21 protein-coding genes are annotated in these 21665 nt (G+C 65.8%); 9 read left to right on the forward strand and 12 right to left on the reverse strand.

Annotation, left to right across the window (positions count from 1 at the left end; all coding sequences use genetic code 11):
* Positions 1 to 80: 80 nt before the first annotated feature.
* From ABD050_RS24435 to glmM, 5 genes are all read right to left on the reverse strand, one after another.
* Positions 81 to 1232, reverse strand: coding sequence for a site-specific DNA-methyltransferase (locus ABD050_RS24435; RefSeq protein ID WP_343892148.1), 1152 nt, complete (start codon positions 1230 to 1232; stop codon positions 81 to 83).
* A gap of 199 nt (positions 1233 to 1431) precedes the next feature.
* Positions 1432 to 2046: a ribonuclease HII gene (locus ABD050_RS24440; protein WP_343892149.1), complete on the reverse strand. Its 615-nt coding sequence runs from the start codon at positions 2044 to 2046 to the stop codon at positions 1432 to 1434.
* Positions 2031 to 3161 (reverse strand): bifunctional hydroxymethylpyrimidine kinase/phosphomethylpyrimidine kinase, encoded by a 1131-nt coding sequence (gene thiD / locus ABD050_RS24445; protein ID WP_343892150.1) that lies wholly within the window; start codon positions 3159 to 3161, stop codon positions 2031 to 2033. The genes ABD050_RS24440 and thiD overlap by 16 nt, the downstream gene beginning before the upstream one ends.
* A gap of 169 nt (positions 3162 to 3330) precedes the next feature.
* Positions 3331 to 3561: a DUF1272 domain-containing protein gene (locus ABD050_RS24450; protein WP_343892151.1), complete on the reverse strand. Its 231-nt coding sequence runs from the start codon at positions 3559 to 3561 to the stop codon at positions 3331 to 3333.
* Positions 3562 to 3697: 136 nt separating this feature from the next.
* Positions 3698 to 5038, reverse strand: a complete 1341-nt coding sequence (gene glmM / locus ABD050_RS24455; protein WP_343892152.1) for a phosphoglucosamine mutase — start codon at positions 5036 to 5038, stop codon at positions 3698 to 3700.
* Between the two features lie 68 nt (positions 5039 to 5106).
* On the opposite strand from glmM, the gene ABD050_RS24460 reads away from it, so the two are divergent.
* The gene (locus ABD050_RS24460; protein WP_343892153.1) at positions 5107 to 6366 is read left to right on the forward strand and encodes a dicarboxylate/amino acid:cation symporter; all 1260 of its coding nucleotides are present in this window, start codon (positions 5107 to 5109) and stop codon (positions 6364 to 6366) included.
* A 460-nt stretch (positions 6367 to 6826) separates the two neighbouring features.
* Here the strand turns inward: ABD050_RS24460 and ABD050_RS24465 are convergent, their stop codons facing one another.
* The 5 genes from ABD050_RS24465 to ABD050_RS24485 all read right to left on the reverse strand — a co-directional run bounded on the left by ABD050_RS24465 (position 6827) and on the right by ABD050_RS24485 (position 10909).
* Complete coding sequence (locus tag ABD050_RS24465) at positions 6827 to 7450, reverse strand: class I SAM-dependent methyltransferase (RefSeq protein WP_343892154.1); 624 nt, start codon at positions 7448 to 7450, stop codon at positions 6827 to 6829.
* Positions 7451 to 7476: 26 nt separating this feature from the next.
* Positions 7477 to 8712: a BtaA family protein gene (locus ABD050_RS24470; RefSeq protein WP_343892155.1), complete on the reverse strand. Its 1236-nt coding sequence runs from the start codon at positions 8710 to 8712 to the stop codon at positions 7477 to 7479.
* A gap of 254 nt (positions 8713 to 8966) precedes the next feature.
* On the reverse strand, positions 8967 to 9500 hold the full coding sequence (locus ABD050_RS24475; protein WP_425542515.1) for a fasciclin domain-containing protein: 534 nt from the start codon (positions 9498 to 9500) through the stop codon (positions 8967 to 8969).
* A 102-nt stretch (positions 9501 to 9602) separates the two neighbouring features.
* On the reverse strand, positions 9603 to 10334 hold the full coding sequence (locus ABD050_RS24480) for an anti-sigma factor (RefSeq protein WP_343892157.1): 732 nt from the start codon (positions 10332 to 10334) through the stop codon (positions 9603 to 9605).
* Positions 10331 to 10909, reverse strand: coding sequence for a sigma-70 family RNA polymerase sigma factor (locus tag ABD050_RS24485; RefSeq protein WP_343892158.1), 579 nt, complete (start codon positions 10907 to 10909; stop codon positions 10331 to 10333). The genes ABD050_RS24480 and ABD050_RS24485 overlap by 4 nt, the downstream gene beginning before the upstream one ends.
* Positions 10910 to 11115: 206 nt before the next feature.
* Between ABD050_RS24485 and rpiB the strand changes: the two genes are divergently transcribed.
* The 5 genes from rpiB (at position 11116) to rpsD (ending at position 15362) form a co-directional block, all read left to right on the forward strand.
* Positions 11116 to 11568 carry a ribose 5-phosphate isomerase B gene (gene rpiB / locus ABD050_RS24490; protein WP_343892159.1) on the forward strand — a complete coding sequence of 151 codons (453 nt, stop codon included), beginning with the start codon at positions 11116 to 11118 and terminating at the stop codon, positions 11566 to 11568.
* Complete coding sequence (gene glyA / locus ABD050_RS24495; RefSeq protein WP_343892160.1) at positions 11565 to 12881, forward strand: serine hydroxymethyltransferase; 1317 nt, start codon at positions 11565 to 11567, stop codon at positions 12879 to 12881. The genes rpiB and glyA overlap by 4 nt, the downstream gene beginning before the upstream one ends.
* A gap of 59 nt (positions 12882 to 12940) precedes the next feature.
* On the forward strand, positions 12941 to 13402 hold the full coding sequence (nrdR, locus tag ABD050_RS24500; protein ID WP_343892162.1) for a transcriptional regulator NrdR: 462 nt from the start codon (positions 12941 to 12943) through the stop codon (positions 13400 to 13402).
* A 103-nt stretch (positions 13403 to 13505) separates the two neighbouring features.
* Positions 13506 to 14567 (forward strand): TrmH family RNA methyltransferase, encoded by a 1062-nt coding sequence (locus tag ABD050_RS24505; protein WP_343892163.1) that lies wholly within the window; start codon positions 13506 to 13508, stop codon positions 14565 to 14567.
* A 180-nt stretch (positions 14568 to 14747) separates the two neighbouring features.
* Positions 14748 to 15362 (forward strand): 30S ribosomal protein S4, encoded by a 615-nt coding sequence (rpsD, locus tag ABD050_RS24510; RefSeq protein ID WP_343892165.1) that lies wholly within the window; start codon positions 14748 to 14750, stop codon positions 15360 to 15362.
* 54 nt (positions 15363 to 15416) lie between these two features.
* Here rpsD and ABD050_RS24515 read toward each other — a convergent pair whose 3' ends face one another.
* Positions 15417 to 17408, reverse strand: coding sequence for a S9 family peptidase (locus ABD050_RS24515; RefSeq protein WP_343892166.1), 1992 nt, complete (start codon positions 17406 to 17408; stop codon positions 15417 to 15419).
* Between the two features lie 157 nt (positions 17409 to 17565).
* On the opposite strand from ABD050_RS24515, the gene ABD050_RS24520 reads away from it, so the two are divergent.
* Genes ABD050_RS24520 through aguB form a run of 3 tightly spaced genes read left to right on the forward strand, consistent with a single transcriptional unit; the run spans position 17566 to position 21051 of the window.
* The gene (locus ABD050_RS24520) at positions 17566 to 19194 is read left to right on the forward strand and encodes a M28 family metallopeptidase (protein WP_343892167.1); all 1629 of its coding nucleotides are present in this window, start codon (positions 17566 to 17568) and stop codon (positions 19192 to 19194) included.
* Positions 19191 to 20162, forward strand: coding sequence for an agmatine deiminase family protein (locus ABD050_RS24525; RefSeq protein ID WP_343892168.1), 972 nt, complete (start codon positions 19191 to 19193; stop codon positions 20160 to 20162). The genes ABD050_RS24520 and ABD050_RS24525 overlap by 4 nt, the downstream gene beginning before the upstream one ends.
* A gap of 40 nt (positions 20163 to 20202) precedes the next feature.
* On the forward strand, positions 20203 to 21051 hold the full coding sequence (gene aguB / locus ABD050_RS24530; RefSeq protein ID WP_343892169.1) for an N-carbamoylputrescine amidase: 849 nt from the start codon (positions 20203 to 20205) through the stop codon (positions 21049 to 21051).
* Here aguB and ABD050_RS24535 read toward each other — a convergent pair.
* Entirely contained in the window at positions 21048 to 21299 is a 252-nt protein-coding gene (locus ABD050_RS24535) for a hypothetical protein (RefSeq protein WP_343892170.1), read from the reverse strand. The genes aguB and ABD050_RS24535 overlap by 4 nt on opposite strands.
* Positions 21300 to 21665 lie beyond the last annotated feature (366 nt).

Genomic DNA, 21665 nt, shown 5'->3' on the forward strand with positions numbered 1-21665 from the left:
AGGATTTGTCTGCCGTGCACCAACCCCTACAGATAAAATCCCGGACAGCAGTGGGAACAAGTCCGGGGTGACGGCCTTGCTTATGGTTGAGTCGCCAGCAGATATTCCTGCCGCAACGCGTCGATCGGCTTCAGCCCCTGTGGCGTCTCATAATGCCAGAAGGTCCAGCCATTGCAGGCCGGCGCGCCCTGAACGGTCGCGCCGAGCTTGTGGATCGATCCGGTCACATCGCCGCTCATCACCGAGCCATCGGCGCGCACCGTCACGCGGTGGCGGCGCTTGGCATCGGTCAGCACCGCGCCCGCGGTCAGCATGCCGTTCTCGACGATCGTTCCGAAGGCGACGCGCGGCGCGGCCTTGGGCGACTGCATCGTCACCAGCGCCGATTCATCGAGCGGCAACGCCGCGTCGATCCGCTCGCGCGCGGCCGCGCAATAATCGACCTCGCGCTCGATCCCGATCCAGCGTCGCCCGAGCCGCTTCGCCACTGCACCGGTGGTGCCGGTGCCGAAGAACGGATCGAGCACCACATCGCCCGGCTTGGTGCACGCGAGCAGGATGCGGTAGATCAGGGCTTCCGGCTTCTGGGTCGGATGGACCTTCACCCCGTCGCGCTTCAGCCGCTCCTGGCCGCCGCAGATCGGGAATTCCCAGTCGCTGCGCATCTGCAGCTCGTCGTTCAGCGTCTTCATGCTGCGATAATTGAAGGTGTAGCGCGCCTTTTCGCCCATCGACGCCCAGATCAACGTCTCATGCGCGTTGGTGAAGCGGGTGCCCTTGAAATTGGGCATGGGATTGGCCTTGCGCCAGACGATGTCGTTGAGGATCCAGTAGCCGAGATCCTGGATCGCGCTGCCGACCTTGAAGATGTTGTGATAGCTGCCGATCACCCAGATCGCGCCATTGTCCTTGAGGATGCGCCGCGCCTCGGTCAGCCAGGCGCGGGTGAATTTGTCGTAGATGGCGAGCGAATCGAACTTGTCCCAGTCATCGGTGACTGCGTCGACATGGCTGCCGTCGGGCCGGCTGAGATCGCCGCCGAGCTGGAGATTATAGGGCGGATCGGCAAAGATCAGGTCGACTGACTTGGCCGGCAATGCGCGCATCGCCGTGATGCAATCCTGCATGATGATGCTGTCGAGGGGCAATTCCGCATAAGGCAGCGTCTCCGCTTGCCCGGTCTCAATCCGGGGCGCCGCGACCCGCGTCTTAACCTTGTCCATTACGCCCATGTATCTGCCCCTGCTCAAGAGCTGCGCATCCCTGCGGATGCGCGGACTCGGGTCAAGTGGAAGTTAGTTAACGATTGCGGTTGCCAAATCGTTAACAAGGCGGAACATTTCGGGAAGCTGTCCAGATATTGAGTCGAGTTATCCACAGGGACTCAATCCATGGGGTGTGGCCGAAAAGACTCAACCGACCGGGAAAGGCCTATAAATCGAGCCAGGCCTGGGCGACCGGCGCGAAGCTGCGCCGGTGCAGCGGCGAGGGGCCATGTTCGCGCAGCGCATCGAGATGGGCGCGGCAGGCATAGCCCTTGTTCGAATGCCAGCCGTAAAGCGGGTGCGCCTCGGCATGCGCGATCATGATCGTGTCGCGCGTATGCTTGGCGATGATCGAGGCCGCCGCGATCGACAGCGAGATCGCATCGCCCGAAACGATCGCGGTTGCCTGGTGAGTCCAGCGGGGCAGGTGGTTGCCGTCGACCAGCACATGGGCGGGCAGAAGGCCGAGCGCATCGACCGCCAGCGTCATCGCCTTCATCGTCGCCCAGAAGATGTTGAGCCGGTCGATCTCGTCGGCCTCGACAATGCCGACACCGATGGTCGCACAGTCGCGCAGCCGGTCATGGAGCCGGGCGCGCTCGGCGGGCGTCAGTTTCTTCGAATCGTCGATCCCGCGCGGAATGCCCTTCGCTGGCAAGATCACCGCCGCCGCGACGACTGGCCCGGCCAGCGGCCCGCGGCCGGCCTCGTCCACCCCGGCAACGGGGGCGAGGCAGAGTTTCTCATGGCGGAGCGATGGACGGGTCACGACAGCCGCCATGGCGGAAAGCGCCGCTGCTCGCCAGCCTGATAGAGACAGATCGCATTGCCGGCGGGATCGGTTAGCCGGGCCTCGCGCCAGCCCCAGTCTTCCATCACCGGGGCCGACACGGCGATACCCGCTTCGCGCAGCCGCGCGACCCTTTCATCAAGATCGCCGCATTCGAGGAAAAGCACGGGCTTGCCCGCGATCTCGTCCGCCGTTTCGATCGACAGCGTGCCGCCGCCGGCGCTTTCGAACCTGGCGTAGCGCGGCGCCGATTCGACGATCTGCCGCAGGCCGAGCAGCCGATAAAAGGCCGCGCTTGCCTCATAATCGGTGAGCGGCAGCGTGATCTGGTTGAGCATCGGCCCGCCGAGATCGGTATCGAGCCTGACCGCCTGGTGCCCCATCGGACCGTGGCCGCCACCCAATCCGGGCGCTTCGTGGAGGGCGAGCCGGACAAACAGACGCGCACGGGCGACTGCGTTGGCGAGACTCATACCGCGCCCCAGTTCGGTCGCGACGGCGCTCGCCAGCGTGCAGCCGGTGCCGTGATTGTGGCGCGTGGGGATACGGGAATCGGCCCAGCGCACTTCGCTCCCGTCAGCGAGAATCAACTGGTCGACAATCTCGTCGCCTTCGCCATGCCCGCCTTTGACAAGCAGTGCGGTGCCTTTGGCCCGTGCCGCGGCCTCGCCGCCGAGTGCCGCCAGTTCGGGCAGATTCGGCGTGGTCACCGTCGCGATCCGCATCAGCCTTGTGAAAGCAGCGATGGTCACGGCATCGGCAAGCACATCGCCGCTCGTCGCCACCATCACCGGATCGAAGACGACCGGCACGCCGGGCATCGCCTCGAGCCGTTCGGCAACCGCAGTGGCTGTCTCCGCCGATCCGATCATCCCGATCTTCACGGCATCGACGCCGATATCGCTCGACACTGAGTCGATCTGCGCGATCACCATCTCGGCCGGCACCGGCATCACTGCCTGCACCCCGAGCGTATTCTGCGCGGTGATCGCGGTGATCGCCGTCATCGCATGCCCGCCGAGCATGGTGACGGTCTTGATATCGGCCTGAATGCCGGCACCGCCGCCCGAATCGGAGCCGGCGATGATGAGGATGCGGGGGGTCACTGGCCCCCTCTCCCTTTTGGGGAGAGGGGCAAGAACCGCCAGGTTCGCGGGGTGAGGGCTCGGTCGGAACGGGCAGTGAGGCTCAAGCCGGCCGTTCCGACCGAGCCCTCACCTTGCCGGCTCCGCCGGCTTCCTCTCCCCGAAGGGAGAGGAGATTGGGTTAGCACCGTCACTTCCCGCCCTTGAATATCCGTACCGTCGAGGCCGGATTCCGTTCGAGCGCTTTCCCCACCCGCGCCGGCCGATCCATCAGCTCGCCGCCACAATTGGGGCAATGATCGTCGAGCGCCTCGGCGCACCCCGCGCAGAAGGTGCATTCGAACGAGCAGATGAACGCACCCGGCTCGTCGGCCGGCAGGTCGACGCCGCAGCGTTCGCAATCGGGGCGCATCTCGAGCATAATGTCCTTCCTTCTCGCCTCTTCTTCCTCCCCTCCCGCTTGCGGGAGGGGACGAGGGGTGGGCTCCCGGCCAATCTCGCACGTAACGCTCGTGGCGAGCGCGAGCCCTCCTGTCACTCGCAAGCGGCAGGGGAATTCACTCAGCCGCCACCCGAACGGCCTCGCAGATCCGGTCGACCACCCGCTCGACCTGCCCGGGATCATCGCCCTCGGCCATCACCCGGATCACCGGCTCGGTGCCCGAGGGGCGGATCACCAGCCGGCCTCTGCCGGCCAGCTCGGCTTCGGCCCCGGCGATCACCGCTTTCACCGCCTCCGCCTCGAGCGGCTTGCCGCCCTTGAAGCGGACATTCTTGAGCAATTGCGGCAGCGGTTCGAAACGATGGAGCAACTCGCTTGCCGGGGCGCCGCCCTGGACCAGTTCGGCGAGAATCTGCAGCGCGGCGACCAGCCCGTCGCCGGTCGTCGCATAGTCGGACAGGATGATATGCCCTGACTGCTCGCCTCCGACATTATAACCCTGGGCGCGCATCGCCTCGAGCACATGACGGTCGCCGACCTTGGTCCTGACCATGCCGATGCCCTGCGCCGCAAGATGCCGCTCAAGCCCGAGGTTCGACATCACCGTCGCGACGATGCCGCCATTCTTCAACCGCCCGGCACGGGCATAGCCGCTCGCGATCGTCGCCATCAGCTGGTCGCCGTCGACGACATGGCCGAGCTCGTCGACCACGATCAGCCGGTCGGCATCGCCGTCGAGCGCAATGCCGAGTGCAGCGCCCGAGGCGACCACCGTCTCGCACAGGGTCTGCGGCGCGGTCGATCCGACTCCGTCGTTGATGTTCTTGCCGTTTGGCGAGGTGCCGATCGCGATCACCTCGGCGCCGAGTTCCCACAAGGCAGAGGGCGCAACCTGATAGGCGGCGCCATTGGCGCAATCCACCACGATCCTGAGGCCGTCGAGCCGCAGATGCTCGGGGAAAGTCGATTTGGCGAAATGGATATAGCGGCCCTTGGCATCGTCGACCCGCCGCGCGCGGCCGATGTCGGCCGAGGGCGCGAGCGGCACCTCGCCGTCGATCAGCGCCTCGATCGCCTCCTCGTCGGCATCGGAAAGCTTGTAGCCGTCGGGTCCGAACAGCTTGATGCCGTTATCGGCATAAGGGTTATGGCTCGCCGAGATCATCACGCCGAGGTCGGCGCGCATCGACTGGGTGAGCATCGCGACGGCGGGGGTGGGCATCGGCCCGAGCAGCACCACGTCCATGCCGACGCTGGTGAACCCGGCGACCATCGCATTTTCGAGCATATAGCCCGACAGCCTGGTGTCCTTGCCGATCACGACGCGGTGCTTGTGGTCGCCGCGGACGAAATGCGCGCCGGCCGCCATGCCGACCTTCATCGCCACCGCCGCGGTCATCGGTGCGATATTGGTGGCGCCGCGAATGCCATCGGTGCCGAAATATTTTCTTGCCATTGTCACGCATCCGATCAGCTATGCCGCCTGTTCCGCGGCTGTAGCGCCGGATAGATCGAAGGGCGAGCATGTCGCAAGCAACACGTATTCTGTCTGCCCTGGTGATCGGCATTGCGCTCGGCATCGGTATCGCCGCGTGGAGCCCGGGCTCCGCCGCTACCGGTATCGTGATCGCCCAGCCGGTCGGGACTGCCTGGCTCAACGCGCTTCAGATGACGATCGTGCCGCTCGTCGTCGCCCTTCTCGTCACCGGCGTCGCCGCCACCGCCGAGGCGGCACGGGCCGGGCGGATCGCCGGCCAGGCGCTCGCTCTGTTCATCGCGCTGCTCTGGTTCTTCTCGGCCTTCGCCGCGATCCTGACCCCGCTGCTGCTCGGCTGGTTCCCGCTCCCGGCGGGCGCCGCGGCGGCCCTCAGGACAGCGCTCAGCGCGACCCAGCCGGTCGGCGAGGTCGCACCCTTCTCCGATTTCATCGCCTCGATCGTGCCGAGCAACCCGGTCGCCGCGGCCGCCAACAACGCTTTCCTGCCACTGACCGTCTTCACCATGATCTTCGCCTTCGCGCTCACCCGCTTGCCGGCCGAGCCGCGCCTGTTGCTGACGCAATTCTTCCAGGCGATCGCCGATGTGATGCTGGTGATCATCGGCTGGATCCTGTGGCTCGCGCCCCTGGGGGTGTTCGCGCTCGCTTATGTGGTCGGCGCGCGCGCCGGCACTGCCGCGTTCGGCGCGCTGCTCCATTATGTCGTCATCGTCTCGGGGATCGGCATCCTCGTCTGGCTCGCCTCCTTCCCGGTCGGCGCGATCGGCGGGCGGGTCGGGCTGGCCCGCTTCGTCCGGGCGACGGTGCCCGCCCAGGCAGTCGCGATCAGCACCCAGTCCTCGCTCGCCTCGCTCCCGGCGATGCTGCGCGGCGCCGAGCAGCTCGGGGTGCCTGTCGCCACCTCGGGCGTCATCCTGCCGCTCGCGGTCGCGATCTTCCGCGTGACCGGGCCGCCCATGAACCTCGCTGTCGCCATCTATGTCGCATACTGGTTCGGCGTGCCGCTCGGCCCGGTCCAGCTCGCGGCCGGTGCCGCTGTCGCTGCGATCACGACCATGGGCGCGGTCAGCCTGCCGGGCCAGATCAGCTATGTCACCTCGATCGCGCCGATCTGCATCGCGATGGGCGTGCCGATCGCCCCGCTCGGCCTGCTTGTGGCCGTCGAGACAATCCCCGATATCTTCCGGACCCTCGGCAATGTGACGATGGACCTGGCGACCACGCTTACCGTCTCGGCCCGGAGCGGCCCCGTCGCCGAGACCGAGGGAGACAGGCTGCTGCGCTGACCACCGCCGGAACAACCGCGAGCCGGCCTCGTTCCTGTCGGGACGATAATGGAGACGGGATGTGGGAAAAGGTTGTCTGCTGTGGCTGCTCGGCGTGCCGATCCCGGTGATCATCATCCTGTATCTGCTGTTCCACCATTAAGCGCGGGCGGCACCAGAGACGGGCGCGATTCAAGTGCTGCGCGATCGCGCTATCGTGGGCGCAACCCGGTTGGCAGCTGGCGACCGGACCCGCTCTTTCACACCGTTGCTGTTCCCCAGGGCGCGCGCCTGCTCCTCCCTGTTACCCGCCAGGCTCTCCCTGTTATGGCACCGCGTCCTCCCTGTTATTCGATAACAGGGAGAATGTCTGGAGGGCTTTGATATTACAGTGAAAAAGAAGAGGAAAATTCCAACATAACAGGGAGGAATCAGCCCAAAAAAAGAATTTCGCCGATAACAGGGAGGAACAGGGAGCGCGCTATCGCCGGGTGAGCCGCGCCGTCCAGGCATAGCCAAGCCGCAGCGACAGGAAGTCGGTCTCGAGCCCATTGCCCTGTCCGATCGTCTCGACGACTTTTCTGAGGTCGGCGCGGGGCGATACGTCGAACTTGGCGAGCCAGGCGAACAGCAATTTCCGCCACAAGGCAGGCAGGCCGTTCTGCTGGCCGAAATCGACGATGTCGAGGCGGCCGCCCGGGGCGAGCTTTGCCGCCGCCTCGCGGATCGCGCCTTGCCAGTCGGGAATCATCGACAGCGTGTAGCTCTGGAAGACCCGGTCGAATTCCCGGATGCCGAACAGCGCCTGCGCATCGAAAGCAGTGGCATCGCCTTGCGCCAGCGTGATCCTGCCGGTCAGGCCTGCCTTGGCGACCTTGGCGCGCGCGGTCTCCAGCATTGCTTCGGAGATATCGATCCCGAAGAAGCGGGCGTCAGGCCAGGTCCGCGCCGCGACGATCAGGTTGCGCCCCGTGCCACAGCCGATCTCGAGCACGCTGCCCCCCGGCGGCGGCGACAGATGGCGGATCAGCCGGTCACGGCCGAGCAGATAATATTTCCGCGTCAGGTCATAGAAATGGCGCTGCGTCCGATAGATCGCATCCATTTGCCCGGCATGGTTCGACTCAGCGTTCAGGCCGACGCCTCCAATATATAGAGATGCACCCCGCCATAGATCGAGGAGCGGTCGCGCCTGGTATAATCGAGCGATTCCTCGGCGCGGTAATCCCATTTCGACAGGATCGCGTCCGGCACCCGGCCGGGCAGGATCGTCGCGGTGCCGGCGGTACGGAACAGCACGCGGGCGCCGGCCTTTGCCGTGCGGGTGATCTCGCTCCACAGGTCCGTCAGCTGCGCGTCGGTCATCCAGTCCTGCGCGTCGAGCAGGATATAGCGGTCGAGCGACGCATCGGGGCGGCTGCGCAGATAATCGCCGAAATTGATGTGGCGCACCTCGATCCGGTCGACCCGGTCGACGATCTCCTCATAATGCGCGCGCTGGAGATAGGGCGGCAGCGGCGCCGAGGGCCCTTCGCCATAGCTGCGGTTGAAGGCCTGCCAGGCGAAATAATTGTCCTTCAGGTCGAAATCGCAGGCAAGCTTTTCGAGCCGCTCGCGCAAGACCGTCGCCATCTTCTCCTCGCCGGCCAGCGCCTCATATTGAGCGGGCGGGATGCCGAGGCCGAACAGGGAGGCCGGCTGGTCGGTGAGCCATTTGATGAAGCCCTTGTCGAACATCGGCGCGAAATCGCGGTCGAAGATTTCGCGCTGCTCCTCAATCGACCCGGCCTTCATCAGCACCTTGGGGTTCACCCCATTGAGCCGTGCCAGCAGATGCGCCGCGCCGATGAAATTGCCGAGCAGCCCGCGCTTGTAGACGCCATGGGCGAAGCCGCCGATCCGCCGGCGCCCGATCATGTCGCGGCCTTCCCAGTAACGTCGGGTCGTCTCGTCGAGATGGGGGCGGACATGATTGCGATAGGCGATGATGTTGGCGCGGCTGTCGGCCCGCGCGAAGAAGCGGTGGAAGGCTTCATAGCCGGGCAGGCGCCGGGCCGCGACGAGCTTCAGCTTGTTGAGCGCGACATGCGCCGTGTTGAGGTCGACCGCGGTGATCGCGCGCGGGTTCGCGGTCAGATAGGACAGCACGTTGCAGCCGCCCGAAGCGATCGTCACGACATGGCTGTCCGGGGTGATCGCCAGCGCTTCCATGTCGACCGCCGGGTCTTCCCAGATCTGCGCATAGACGAGCCCGCGAAAGGCGAAGGTGAAGGCGCGTTCGAGCAGGCCCTGCTTCGAGAGATGGTCATGCCGCAGGACGGCGGCGCGGACAGCGCGGTTCTTCGCCGATCGGGTCGCGATGGCCATTGGCTTGTTCTCCTGCGCTGTCGAAAGGCGGCCGCAGCGCCGCGCTAGGACAGTCGCGTGACGCTTCCATGACGGTCTTGCGTCAAAATGAAAAGGACCTGCCGGCGGGGGGGCGCCGGCAGGTCCCCTACGCACGGCGCCGCGAAGGAGGGGAGTATCGGCGCCAGGTCACTCGTCTTTCGCTTGGGGGGAAAGACAGTGCATATACGCGCGTCGAGTCCGACGGGATGCACGACGCGCGCAATTTTGTCGGTTCAGGGCATCATCACCGTGTCGACGACGTGAATCACGCCATTGGACTGAATGACATTGGCGATGGTGATCCTGCCGCGATGGCCCTTCGCGTCTTCGATCATCCAGCCCGTGCCGGATTTCATGAAGGTGAGCGTGCCGCCCTGGACGGTGGGGTAGGTCGCCTTGCCCCCATGCGCCCTGGCCTCGGCGGCGATATCCGCCGCGGTGATGCGGCCGGCGACGACATGATAGGTCAGCACGCTGGTCAGCATCGCCTTGTTCTCGAGCTTGAGCAGCGTGTCGACAGTGCCCGCGGGGAGCTTGGCAAAGGCGGCATCGGTCGGCGCGAAGACGGTGAACGGCCCGGGCCCCGTCAGCGTGTCGACCAGCCCTGCCGCCTTCACGGCAGCGACGAGAGTCAGATGGTCCTTCGAATTGACTGCATTCTCGATGATGTTCCTGGTCGGGTACATCGCAGCGCCGCCCACCATCGGGTTTGACTGGGCATGAACGGCAGGCGTGCCGCTGAGTGCAATGGCGGTGGCGGCGATCATGACTTGGACGGAACGGATCATTGGATACTCTCCTGTACGGGCACCCGGTCGGGGCACGGCACAGGTACGGGCGGGGGCCTCTCAGGGATGCACTGCCCCGGATCAGACCCGGGAAAGCGCGCCCTTGGCGACGACCGGACCGGTCGGGAGCCCGGTCGGCGAGCCGCCGATCGGCTCGAGCGAGACAGCGAGCGTGGCGCCAGCGGCGAGCCGCGTGCGGTTGCCTTGGTTCACCGCGAGGGAGGAGCTGCCGGACGTCCGCAGCAGACCGAGCGAATGCGGCACGCCGTCGCCGGCGATCACCCAGAGCTCGGCGCTGCGATCGGCCTTGGCGAGCGCTGCGGCGGTGAGCCGCAAGGTTGCCGTGTGGGGATCATAGACCGCCGTCACCGGCGTGCCGGCCGCGACCGGATTGATCGAGGCGACCAGCATCGCGGCCGGCGCGACGGTGGAGGGCTGCGGTGTCGGACCGGCAACCGGGATCGGACGCAGGACGATGACCGCGAGCAATGCCGCGGCGGCGACGCTCGTCAGCCCGGCCATCACCGGCCAGAACAGGCGGCGCGGGCCTGGCGCAGCCCCTACAGGCGTCGCGACCGTCCCGTCGATCGAGCGCTCGACCCGGGCGAGCACGCCTGCGGGCGCCGGTATGGGCGGCCAGAGGTCGAAAAAGGCGGCGAGATGCCCGCGCCAGCGCTCGACTTCCTGGGCGAAACCATGTTCGGCGAGCATGCGGCGCAGGGCATGGGCGCGGTCCTCGCCCTCGAGCAGGCCCAGCGCGAGCTCGGCGGCGGCCATGTCGGGGCCATCGTCCAGGATCGAGTCCCCGCTCATCGCTCGAGGCATTCCCTGAGCCTGGCAAGGCCGCGGCGAACCCAGCTCTTCATGGTCCCGAGCGGCACATTCTGGCGCTCGGCGAGCTCGGCATAGGTCAGCCCGTCGAAAAAGGCGGTGCGGATCGCCTCGCGCTGGCGATCCTCGAGTCCCTCTAAACAGCCATGAAGCCGGCGCGTTTCCTCGTCAGCCAGCATCGTCTCGCTGGCGAGCGGGGCCTCGTCGAGGATCGGCGGCGCATCTTCGATCGGGCTCGATCGGCGGACCGCCTGCGCCCGCTGCCAGTCGATCGCCCGGTTGCGGGCGATGGTGGCGAGCCAGGTGATCGGGCTCGCGCGGTGCGGTTCATAGGCGCCCGCGCGCTTCCAGATGGTGAGATATACGTCGTGCAACACGTCTTCCGCAGCCTGCCTTTCACCGCAGATACGATAGCAGATGCCGAAAAGCTTCGCTGAGGTGAGCGCATAGAGATCGCGAAAGGCCGAACGGTCTTCGTCGCCGGTGCCGACCAGCGCAGCGACGAGGCGTGCACGCGCCTCGGCTGCCCCGGGCACAATTGATGGCGAATCCGTCACCGGCCGACGCTAGCCCGCCCGGGGGGTGAACGGCAATCCCGGGCGGGATTCCGCTCAGCGCGCGCTTCGCCGCGGTCGCCCGCGCGCGGGGCTGGCTTCACGTTCGGCGACGAACTGCGTCGATTGGATGACTAGGCGGTAGCGTTCGGCGCGCGCTTTGCGTAAAGGCCGCCGCATCCGCTTTCGTCGACAAGGAGCGCCACCTGATGCGCATCGCCATCGCCTCCGATCATGCCGCCTTCGCGCTGAAGGAAATGCTGGTCGCGTGGCTCGGTGACGAGGGCCATGAGGTGCACGATCTCGGCCCCCATTCGGACGCCAGGGTCGATTATCCCGATTACGGCTTTGCCCTTGCAGAGGCGATCGCGACCGGCGAGGCCGAGCGCGGCATCGCCCTGTGCGGCTCGGGAATCGGCATCTCGATCGCAGCCAATCGCCATCCCGCTGCGCGCTGCGCGCTGGTCGGCGAGCCGCTGTCGGCAGCGCTTGCCCGCGAACATAACGACGCCAATATCCTCGCCATGGGCGCACGCCTGACGGGTGAGGATATGGCGAAGGCCTGTATCACCGCTTTCCTGGCCACGGCATTCGCCGGCGGCCGCCACGCCCCCCGCGTCGACAAGCTCGGCGCTCCAAGCTTCGCGAAGGAACCAGCATGAGCACCAACCCCCGCGCCTTGAATGATGTCCAGCCCGACGGTTTCTTCACCCGCGGCCTGGCGGAAGCCGATCCGGCGGTGTTCGGCGGCGTCACCCATGAGCTGAAGCGCGAGCAGACCCAGATCGAGCTGATCGCCAGCGAGAATATCGTCTCCAAGGCGGTGTTGCAGGCGCAGGGGTCGGTCTTCACCAACAAATATGCCGAAGGCTATCCGGGCAAGCGCTATTATCAGGGCTGCGAGCCGTCGGACGAGGTCGAGCAGCTTGCGATCGACCGCGCGAAGCAGCTGTTCGACTGCGGCTTTGCGAACGTCCAGCCGCACTCGGGCGCCCAGGCGAACGGCGCGGTGATGCTCGCGCTGACCAAGCCGGGCGACACGATCATGGGGCTGAGCCTCGACGCCGGCGGCCATCTCACCCATGGCGCCAAGGCGGCGATGTCGGGCAAATGGTTCAACGCGGTCCAGTACGGCGTCGACCCAGTCACCCATCTGATCGATTTCGATCAGGTCGCGAGCCTCGCTCGCGAGCACAAGCCGAAGCTGATCATCACCGGCGGCTCGGCCTATCCCCGCCAGATCGATTTCGCGAAGTTCCGCGCGATCGCTGACGAGGTCGGGGCCCTGTTCATGGTCGACATGGCGCATTTCGCCGGGATCGTCGCCGGCGGGCTCCACCCCTCGCCGCTGCCCTTTGCCGATGTGGTGACGACCACGACCCACAAGACATTGCGCGGTCCGCGCGGCGGCATGGTGCTGACCAACAATGAGGCGATCGCCAAGAAGATCAACTCGGCCGTGTTCCCGGGGCTCCAGGGCGGCCCGCTGATGCATGTCATCGCCGCCAAGGCGGTCGCGTTCGGCGAGGCGCTGCGGCCCGAGTACAAGAGCTATATCGCCGCTGTGGTCGAGAATGCGAAAATCCTCGCCGCGACCCTCAAGGAGCGCGGCGCCGAAGTGGTCTCGGGCGGCACCGACACGCATCTCGCGCTGATCGACCTGTCGCCGCTCGGCGTGACCGGCAAGGATGCCGACGAGGCGCTCGAGCGTGCCGGCATCACCTGCAACAAGAACGGCATCCCCAATGATCCGCTGCCGCCGACCAAGACGAGCGGCATCCGCGTCGGCAGCCCGGCCGGCACGACGCGCGGCTTCGGTGCCGCCGAGTTCCGCGAGATCGGCAACATGGTCGCGGACGTGCTCGACGGCCTGCGCAAGAATGGCGAGGCCGGCGACGGTCAGGTCGAGGCGGCTGTCCGTGAGCGGGTGCTTGCGCTGTGCGCGCGCTTCCCGATCTATCCCGAAGGGGTTTGAGACGATGAGGGCCGGCGCCGATGGTGTCGCCTTCCAGATAGTATCGAAGGACTGATCGGTTGCGTTGCCCATTTTGCGGACATGAAGACAGCCAGGTAAAGGACAGCCGCCCGACTGAGGACGCCGGTGCGATCCGCAGGCGGCGGCAATGCGAGGGCTGCGCGGCGCGCTTCACGACCTTCGAGCGGATCCAGCTGCGCGAGCTTTACGTGCTCAAGAGCGAGGACAAGCGCGAGCCGTTCGACCGCGAGAAGCTCCTCCGCTCGGTTTCGATCGCAGCGCGCAAGCGGCCGATCGACCCGGTGCGGCTGGAGAAACTCGTCTCGGGCATCCAGCGCCAGCTCGAAACCCAGGGCGAGAACGAGGTCCCCTCGAAGCGGATCGGCGAGATGGTGATGGAGGGGCTCAAGGGCCTTGATTCAGTCGCGTACATCCGCTTCGCCAGCGTCTACAAGGATTTCCGCGAGGCCCGCGACTTCGAGGAATTCGCCGGCAATGTGACCGAAGTGGGGAAGGGGTGAGGGCGGTCGAGCGCTAGGACGCCCCGCCGGCATCTCTTCAAACGCCGTTCGTCCTGAGTAGCGGCTGAGCGAAGTCGAAGACGCGTATCGAAGGACAGGTTGGTTGAGCTTCTATGCCTATATCTTGCGATGTTCCGATGGCAGTTATTATGTTGGACACACCGACAGCGTCGAACACCGCATCGGGCAGCATGATCGTGGAGAACTCGGAGGTTATACCCACAACCGGCGCCCGATAACGCTCATGTGGTCGCAGGATTTCCCTTCTCGTCTTGAGGCTCTGGAAGCCGAGCGCCAGATCAAGGGCTGGACCCGTGCCAAGAAGGAAGCGTTGATCGCGGGGGATTGGGAAACGATACGCGGCCTCGAGCGCAAGTCCTTCGATACGGGTCTTCGACAAGCTCAGCCCCTACTCAGGACGAACGGAGAAAAGGAGGATCGCACGCTGTCCCCGCCCCCCGTGATCGTCCTCGTCCGGCCACAACTCGGCGAGAATATCGGCAAGGCGGCGCGCGCCATGCTCAATTTCGGCCTTGCCGAGATGCGGCTCGTCACCCCGCGCGACGGCTGGCCCAATCCTTCCGCCGGGCCGGCGGCGAGCGGTGCCGATATTGTGCTCGAACAGGCCCAGGTCTTCGACAGCGTCGCCGGGGCGGTGGCGGATTGCGCGCATGTCTATGCGACGACGGTGCGTAAGCGCGGCGTCACCAAGCCGGTCGTCACGCCTGAAGAAGCTGGCCGCGCGATCCATGCCGCGTCCGGCCGGTCGGCGATCCTGTTCGGCCCGGAGCGTTCGGGGCTCGAAACCGACGATGTCGCGCTCGCCCGCTCGATCATCACCGTCCCGATCAATCCCGAATTCGGCTCCCTGAACCTCGCCCAGGCGGTGATTCTCGTCGCTTATGAATGGTCGAAGGGGATGAGCCTGGTCTCGCCGCCCGAGACCGAGCTTGATCCGCCCGCGCCGCAGGATCATCTCGAAGGCATGCTCGCGCAGCTGAGCGGGATGCTCGAACAGACCGGCTATTTCCATCTGCCCGACCGCGAGCCGACTGTCCGGCGGACCTTGCGGACCTTGCTGACCAAGCCCGGCTGGTCCGAGCAGGAGGTGCGCACGTTTCGCGGTATCCTGAGCGCGCTCGCCGGGAAACGGCCGCGTCCCTGAGCCGTCCAGCTTGACTCGCACCGGACACAAGGCTAACCGCGCGCCTTCGCAAATGGCCCCGCACCCCGGTGAAGCGGTGGCCCTGTACGATCTCAGGATTTCAACAGAGCGATGACCGGGAATTGGCCGGTGCCCTTGCGGGCGCCTGTCTCGTTGTTGGCACTTGCAAAGGAATATCACATGTCGAAGCGCTCCAGCGCCAAGTACAAGCTCGATCGCCGTATGGGCGAGAACATCTGGGGTCGCCCCAAGTCCCCGGTGAACAAGCGCGAATATGGCCCCGGCCAGCATGGCCAGCGCCGCAAGGGCAAGGTCTCCGATTTCGGCATCCAGCTGCGCGCCAAGCAGAAGCTCAAGGGCTATTATGGCGACGTGACCGAGAAGCAGTTCAAGCACTGCTATGAGGAAGCCGCGCGGATGAAGGGCGATACCAGCCAGAACCTGATCGGCCTGCTCGAGCAGCGCCTCGACATGATCGTCTATCGCGCCAAGTTCGCGCCGACCGTGTTCGCCGCGCGCCAGCTCGTTTCGCACGGCCATATCCGGGTCAATGGCGTGAAGTGCAACATCGCCTCGCGCCGGGTCTTCCCGGGCATGGAGATCACGCTCGGCGCCAAGGCGCAGGAAATGGCGCTGGTGATGGAAGCGCAGAGCCTCGCCGAGCGCGACATCCCAGATTATGTCGCGCCGGACGGCCCGGCGAAGGTGACCTTCACGCGTGTCCCGACGCTCGACGAAGTTCCCTATCCGGTGAAGATGGAACCGAACCTGGTCGTCGAGTTCTACTCGCGCTGATCCAGCAACTTTCTTGAGTTCCTGAAGGGGCGGCCTCGCGAGAGGCCGCCCTTTTCATTTGGCCGTCATGCCCATCGATGCCCGCAGGAACGCATCCATCTTGTCGAGCATCTCGGCGCGAACGGTGCTGTCTTCGAGTTGGTGATCCAGGTTGTGGTATTCGACGAGTTCGACCCGCTTTCCCGCACCCTTCATGCGCGACGCCATCATGCGCGATTCACCGATACCGACATTCTGGTCGCGGTCGCCGTGGAACAACAGCACCGGCGCCGTGATCCGCCCGACATTCTGGGCAGGAGAGCCCTCCAGAACATGAGCGCCATGGCCGATAAACGCATCTACGAGAATGTGATTCGAGAAGTTCACCGATTCAATGCGCAACGTCTCGAGGTCGGTGACCGGCGCCACCGCCACGATCGCCTTGAACAGGGTAGGATCGAGGACGGCCGACTGCAACGCGGCATACCCGCCATAGGACCAACCGAGGATAGCCAGCCTGTTCGGATCAGCGACCCCCTGCTTCACCAGCCAGCGCCCGCCGTCATTGACGTCACCGATCGCTGTCCTCCACGATTTGAAGCCATTTTGCCGGAACCAGGCCGAGCCATAGCCCGTCGACCCGCGATAATTCGGCTGCAGCACTGCATAACCACGGTTGGCGAAGAATTGTGCGAGCCAGTCGAACCCCCATTCGTCGCGATCGCCGGGGCCGCCATGCGGCATCACGATCGTCGGCAGGTTCTTCCCATCGCTGCCGGGCGGGAGGGTCAGATATCCGGGAATCTGCGTCCCGTCCGCGGCGCCATAGGTGATCGGCTTGACCGTCGCGAGCTGCATTCCGAGAAGCTGCGGTCGCACCGGGAGCAATTCAGCCAGCTGCTTGCTGGCCTTGTCGAACAGGTAATAGCGCCCCGGATCGACGTCGCTGCCGGCGAATAACATCAGCTTGCTCTCGTCCGCGCTGGCATCGACGAAGGCAATCAGAGGAAGCGCGGGAAGCGCCCTGGAAAGCGATGCAGCGAGCTTCTTGAGTTCGGGATCGAAGAACTCGATCTGGCGGCGGTCGGTTGCGAAGCTTGCACCGACGACCCGCGCGTTACGGCCGATCCGGATGAGCGAATCAATGTCGACATCGGGCCGGGCAAGCACCAGATCGCGTTTGGCGCTGCCGTCCAGTGCGATCGAGTAAAGCGCGGTCCGTCCGCCTACCGCGTCGAAGCCGTAGACGACATCATGGTCGCGATCGACGGCGACGGGCTCGAAGCCAGCGGTCTGCCCCCCCATTAGCTTGACCGATCCGAGCGGAAGCCAGTTGCGGCTGCCCGATTTGCGGTAGGAATAATTGACCTTGTCCTTGGCGTACCCCGCGCTGTCGCTGGGTTGGGCGCCCATGATTCGCACGACACCGTGGCCATCGGAGATATATTCCTCCGCATCGCGCCTCGGACTTTCGACTGTCGAGCGCCTCAGGTTGACCGTATCGACCCTGTCGACCCCATATCCCTCCAGGCTGCTGGCGAGATGGGTACCTATGGTGTTTTCGGGAACATAGGTGCGCGCCATCAGCACCGATCCCCCCGCCTCGTCGCCGAGCCAGTCGATCACGTTGCCGCCGCCGAGCGCGGCGCCCAGCGCTCGCGACGTTTCGGGAGCGCTGATCATCTTCATATTCTTGCCGTCGGAGTCGATCGAGAACAGCCGCGTGTATCCGAGGAATCCGTCGCCGCCCTGCGTGATCGTATAGGTGCCGCACACCAGCCTCGTGTTGGTCGACCAACGGCAAAATTGCAGCCGATCCGGTTCGCCGCTCGAATATACGATCGACTTGGGCGTGCCGCCATCGACGTTGGCGATGAACAGAGCCGCCCCCCGCGCGCCCGCTGGTTGGACGAAGGCGATGTTGCGACCGTCGGGCGACAGGCTGATCTGTTGTATATTCTCGCGCGCGCCGAAACGGGCTGCGGCGTCGCTCGTCGCGCCGGCCGGCGATTGGGCAACGAGGCCCGTCGTCGTGGCGAGTAGCGCCACCAATATCCAGTTTTTCACGTGCCCCGCCCCGTTTTCAAGTATTTAAGCCGGTATCTAACGCCACAACGCTTGTTGGCAACGGCATTGTCCAACCGGAATGGCTCCATCCGGGACGACCTTGCGTGTGCGGCGGCACGCTGCCAGAACCCGGCCGCCGAAAGATCGAGGAGTCCCGATGCGCCCCCTTTTCCTGCTGCCCGCCGCACTTGCCCTGATCGCGGCTGCGCCCGATTCCCCTCGCGTCAGCGTCGAGACACTGAAGGAGGTGACGAAAACCCTGTCGTCCGATTCTTTCGAGGGCCGCGCGCCCGGCACGCCGGCCGAGGAAAAGGCGACTGCCTATATCGTCGAGCGCTTCAAGGCGGCGGGGCTGACGCCCGGCAATCACGGCAGCTGGTACCAGAATGTGCCGCTGGTCGAGATCACCGCGCAGAACGTGACGCCGCTGACCTTCACCGGCGGCAAGGCGCCGGTCAGCCTCGACTTTCGCACTGACATGGTGATCTCGACCTATCGGGTCACGCCGGCCATCGCGGTCAAGGACAGCGACGTCGTATTCGTCGGCTATGGCATCAACGCCCCGGAGCGCGGCTGGAACGACTATGCCGGCATCGACGTGAAGGGGAAGACGGTCGTCATCCTGATCAATGATCCCGACTGGCAGATGCCGGGACGGGACGGGCTCTTCGAGGGCAAGGCGATGACTTATTATGGCCGCTGGACCTACAAGTTCGAGGAGGCAGCGCGGCAGGGCGCCGCGGCGGCGATCATCGTCCACGATACCGAGCCGGCCGCTTACGGCTGGGGCGTCGTTCAGTCGAGCTGGAGCGGCCCGGTGCACGAGCTCGACGCGGCCGGCGACCATATGGACCAGTCCCAGGCGATCGGCTGGATTCAGCTCGACAAGGCGAAGGCGCTTTTCGCCAGCGCGGGCAAGGATTTCGGCGCGCTGGCCGAGGCGGCGAAGCAGAAGGGCTTCAGGGCAGTGCCGCTCGGGGTGAAGGCGTCGGTTTCCTTCACCAACACGATCCGGCGCCAGGCGTCGAAGAATGTGATCGGCGTGCTGCCGGGTTCGACCGCGCCCGACGACCTGATTCTCTATACCGCGCATTGGGATCATCTCGGGCGGTGCACGCCCGTGAATGGCGACGACATCTGCAACGGCGCCCTCGACAATGCGAGCGGGGTCGCCGGCCTCGTGTCGCTCGCCGAGGCCCAGGCCAAGGCCGGCCCGGCGAAGCGATCCATCGCCTTCATGGCGGTGACGGCCGAGGAATCGGGGCTGCTGGGCTCGCTTTATTATGCCGAGCACCCGATCTATCCGCTCAGCCATACCGTCGGCGGCGTGAACATGGACGGGCTCAACATCATCGGCCCGGCCCGGGATTTCGTCATCACCGGCGCCGGCAAGTCCGAGCTCGAGGACCTGATCGTGCCGCTGGTCGCGGCCGAGGGGCGGGTGATCAAGCCCGAGCCCAACCCCGAGCGCGGCGGCTATTTCCGCTCGGACCATTTCAGCTTCGCCAAGCTCGGCGTGCCGATGCTCGATGGCGGATCGGGCGAAGACCTGGTCAAGGGCGGCGAGGCGGCGGGCCATGCCGCGACGCTCGATTATATCGAGCATCGCTATCACAAGCCGCAGGACGAATATGATCCCAATTGGGACTGGTCGGGTGCGGTCCAGGACCTGACGCTCTATTATCAACTCGGGCGGCAACTCGCCGATGGCAGCGCCTGGCCGAACTGGTATCCGACCGCTGAGTTCCGCGCGATCCGCGACAAGAGCCGCGCGGAGGCGAAGTGACGCGCCTTACCCCCGCCCCCGAATGGGCGCCGCACAAGGCAGTGTGGATCGGCTTTCCGAGCCATCCCGACTTGTGGGAAGACGATCTCGAGCCGGCCCGCGCCGAGGTCGCTGCCTTCGCGCGCGCGGTCCATGCGAACGGCAAGGGCGAGCGCGTGCTGCTCGTCGCCGCCGATGAGGAAGCCGCAAACGCCGCCAGGGCGCTCGTTGGCGAGGCCGCGGAGATCATCGTCGAGCCGTTCGGCGACATCTGGCTGCGCGATACCGCCGCGATCGTCACCGGCGACGGGCAGGCCCGCGACTTCCTGTTCAACGGCTGGGGCGGGAAATATGACCTGCCCGGCGACGACAGCATCGGGCGGCGGCTGGCGGCGCAGCGGCACATTCCTGCGCAAGCCTGCGACTGGATCCTGGAAGGCGGCGCGATCGATGGCGACGGTACCGGCCTTGTCGTCACGACCGAGCAATGCCTGCTCAACCCGAACCGCAACCCTGCGCTGTCGCGCGCCGATGTCGAGGCGCGGCTGGCGGCGGATCTCGGCTATTCGCGCGTGATCTGGCTCGGCGAAGGGTTGATGAACGATCATACCGACGGCCATGTCGACAATCTCGCGCGCTTCGTTGCGCCGGGGAAGCTGGTGATCCCGGAGCCCGACGCCGACGACCCCAATGCGCTCGTCTATCAGCACGCGGCGCGCGACGCGGCGGCGCATGATGTCGAGATCGTCCGCATCCCCTCGCCGGGCCGGGTGCTGCGCGACGGGGAGATCATTCCGGCCAGCTATATGAACTTCTATATCGGCAATGCGGCGGTGGTCGTCCCGCAATATGGCGCCGCGAACGACGCGGCGGCGGTGGCGGCGATCCAGGCGCTGTTCCCCGATCGGGTGGCGGTCGGGCTCCATGCCGATGCGATCCTGACCGGCGGGGGCAGCTTCCATTGCATCAGCCAGCAGATCCCGGCCTGAGGGGTGCCGTTTTGGCGCGAAAGTCGCTAAGGGGCCGCGCATGACCGAACTCACCGTCGCCGCGCTCCAGCTCGCCTTCACCGGCGACATGGCAGCGAACATCGCCAATGTCTCCGACCTCGTCCGCGAGGCAGCGGGCAAGGGGGCGCAGGTGATCCTGCCGCCCGAATTGTTCGAGGGCGAATATTTCTGCCGCGTCGAGGATGAGGGACTGTTCGCCAACGCCAGGCCGGTCGGCGAGCATCAGGCCGTGCTGGCGATGCAGAAGCTCGCGGCCGACCTTGGCGTGTTCATCCCGACCAGCTTTTTCGAGGCTGACGGGCCGCATCATTACAACAGCCTCGCGATGATCGGCCCCGACGGCAAGGTGATGGGCGTCTATCGCAAGAGCCACATTCCCGATGGGCCGGGGTACGAGGAGAAATTCTATTTCCGGCCCGGCAATACCGGCTTCAAGGTCTGGCCGGGGCCGTCGGCGACGCTGGGCGTCGGGGTGTGCTGGGACCAATGGTATCCCGAGACGGCGCGCGCGATGATGCTGATGGGCGCGGAGATCCTCTTCTACCCGACCGCGATCGGCAGCGAGCCGCATGACGCCGATCTCGACACCTCGCGGCTGTGGCGCCGGGCGATGATCGGCCATGCCGTCTCGAACGTCGTGCCGGTGGTCGCCGCCAACCGCATCGGCACCGAGCATGGCCAGCATTTCTACGGCCACAGCTTCATCACCGACGAGCGCGGCGATCTGATTGCCGAGTTCGGCGCCGAGGAGACCGGCGTGCTGGTCGCGACGCTCGATCTCGACCAGGTGAAGCGCCACCGCGCTGCCTTCGGCTTCTTCCGCGATCGCCGCCCCGAACTGTATGGACGGCTGGTCCAGGATATCTAGCGCCGCGGCGCGCCGACATCCTCGCGGACCACGACCGGCCGGGTGCAGCCATCGACCGTCCTGAGCACGCCCAGGATCAGCGCGGCGGGCGGCTCAGCGCTCAGGGGATGGACGCGCGGGGTTTCGCCGCGCTGCACGGCATAGGGTATGCGCGTGTTCTGGCAGACCGGCTTGGCCGCGGGCGCGGCGGGCTTGGGCGCCGGCGCGGCGGCGGCCGCAGCCAGGGCAAGAATCGCAAGGACGGGCATGGCAATGCTCCTCGGTGACGCGGCTTGCATAGCATGGGTCGCCCTAAAAATCGAGCGAGGCCCGGTAGTTCCGGCACGCTCCTCCCCATGGCGGCGATCTTCTGAGCAGGCGGCACGTGTGATTTCCCCTGCCGGCGGCCTCGCGATTTCCCGCTGTTCCCCGCTGTTTTTCGAATATTGATTTTTCCCGCTGTTATGTTGGATTCCGAGGAGATTTTTCCAAGCCAAGATCAGAGGCTTACGGGCAATCTCGCTGTTATCGAATAACAGCGGGAAAACAGCGGCGGAACAGCGGAGAGAACAGATGGGGTGGACGCCCCCCGACGGTATCGATGTACCAAGGAGGTGTTGTTGAGCACCTGATAG

This window comes from Sphingomonas oligophenolica, from assembly GCF_039522915.1.
GTDB classification, from domain to species: Bacteria; Pseudomonadota; Alphaproteobacteria; order Sphingomonadales; family Sphingomonadaceae; genus Sphingomonas; species Sphingomonas oligophenolica.